The organism is Streptomyces sp. NPDC002130 (assembly GCF_040296465.1).
Taxonomy (GTDB): domain Bacteria; phylum Actinomycetota; class Actinomycetes; order Streptomycetales; family Streptomycetaceae; genus Streptomyces.
The window spans coordinates 1-1,554 of sequence record NZ_JBEOXI010000759.1 but is presented as its reverse complement, the minus strand read 5'-3'; the positions used below and the strand labels follow the sequence as shown (position 1 = coordinate 1,554).

Sequence of the window (1,554 nt, the reverse complement as noted above, 5' to 3'; positions counted from 1 at the left end):
AGGCCCGGGCCGTGTGCCCGCGGGGGCGGTCCTACAGCGGCTTCTCGTACCAGGCCACGTCCCAGTACCGGCCGAATTTGCGGCCCACCTCCCGGCTCTTCTGCCTGGCCTGCCCAGTACTCCGCCTGCTCCTCATGTCCGAGCGCAGCAACCTCGGAACCATGAGCGGCTGCGGCGGAAGTGCCTGCCGCGCCGGCGGAAGTGCCTGCCGCGTCCTTGAAGTCCTCTGCGTCGGAAGCATGGCCCGCAGCATTACCCGCGAATCCCTCGGCCGCATCGCGCGCATCTTCCGAGGCGCCAACCGCTACAGCGAGATCAGCCAATGCCGGAATAGTAACGACGTCATCGACGATCGCAGTCTCAGTCTGCAGTTGGAAGACCAGCGCCAGCCCGTCATTCGACAATCGCACGTCGAGCCAACTGTCACCCTTCGGTCCCCGCACCACCGGAACCCCTGGCGTGGGATAGACCGGAGTCACGAGCGTGAGATCGACTGCCGTGGAACCCTCGTCCGGATCTGCAGGGTCCGGACCGGGAACGTATTCGACCAGCTCGAGATCGAACTTCGTCGAACTCACGACATCTTTCCCACACGCGGACCCACCTGGGGGAAGGCATTGAGAAAGACCACCCATATGACAAGCAACAGAGCCGAGGCGATGGCAATCGGAGCGAGGAATCTCAATGTTCCTCGGACCGCGGTCATTTCTGTGCTCCCGGAGCGCTTGTCCACGGGGTGACGAGCCGGGCGATCGCTGCGACGACGGCATATCCCAGGCCGGCGAGCAAGGCGGCGGCGATGGCCATTCCCCACGTTCGCGGGACGTTGTACGACGTCTGAGCGGCTGTGAGTGCGACGCCGATCCCGCTGTCCACCCCGCCGAGATACTCACCGAGGATAGCGCCGAGTACAGCGGAGGGTGCAGCAATCTTGAGAGCGGCAAAGGTGCTCGGAAGTGCGCTCACCAGTTGAACTTTGGTGAACTTCTGCCAACGCCCACCGCCGTAGGCGGCGACGAGATCGAGGCTCGTCTTGTCTGCCGATCTCAGGCCTGCGAGTGTGCCGACCATCGTGGTGAAGAAGCAGTACATCGCGGCGAGAAAGATTGTGGGGGTCCGGCCGCCGAAGACGACCAGGATGATCGGGCCGAGCGCCAACAGCGGTGTGCAGTAACTCAGGATCGCCAATTGTGTGGCCAATCCCTCGATAGGCGGAATGAGAACGACAAGCACGGCAAGCGTGATCGCCAGCAGATTTCCCCAGATAAAGCCCTGCAGCGCACCGGAAGCCGCCTCGTCGCTGCGCTCGTCGCGGCCCTCGCCCTGGTCCTCGGCGACACGGGACTGATCGGCGCTGTCTGCGGCGGAGTCACGTCCTTGGTGCTCACCGTCACCGCCGTCGTGGCAGCGCGCGTGTACGCAGACACTGCAAGCTCCATCACACTCGGATGCACGGCGGTGCCACTGGCTTTCGTCTCCGGCGCACTTTGTGTACCCGGCACTGTCCTTTCTGCTCATCTCCTTCTCGGTTCGGCATTCGCAGCCGCGGTAACT

General features: G+C 64.0%; 3 protein-coding genes. 1 reads left to right on the top strand and 2 read right to left on the bottom strand.

Annotated elements, in window-relative coordinates; genetic code table 11:
* The coding region (locus tag ABT116_RS45245; RefSeq protein ID WP_351646872.1) for a hypothetical protein at positions 1 to 578 on the bottom strand (578 nt) is incomplete at its 3' end.
* Positions 579 to 702: 124 nt separating this feature from the next.
* Positions 703 to 1,251, bottom strand: coding sequence for an ABC transporter permease (locus ABT116_RS45240; protein WP_351646874.1), 549 nt, complete (start codon positions 1,249 to 1,251; stop codon positions 703 to 705).
* On the opposite strand from ABT116_RS45240, the gene ABT116_RS45235 reads away from it, so the two are divergent.
* Positions 1,189 to 1,554 (top strand): hypothetical protein (locus tag ABT116_RS45235; RefSeq protein WP_502984065.1); only part of this gene is annotated, 366 nt, incomplete at its 3' end. The genes ABT116_RS45240 and ABT116_RS45235 overlap by 63 nt on opposite strands.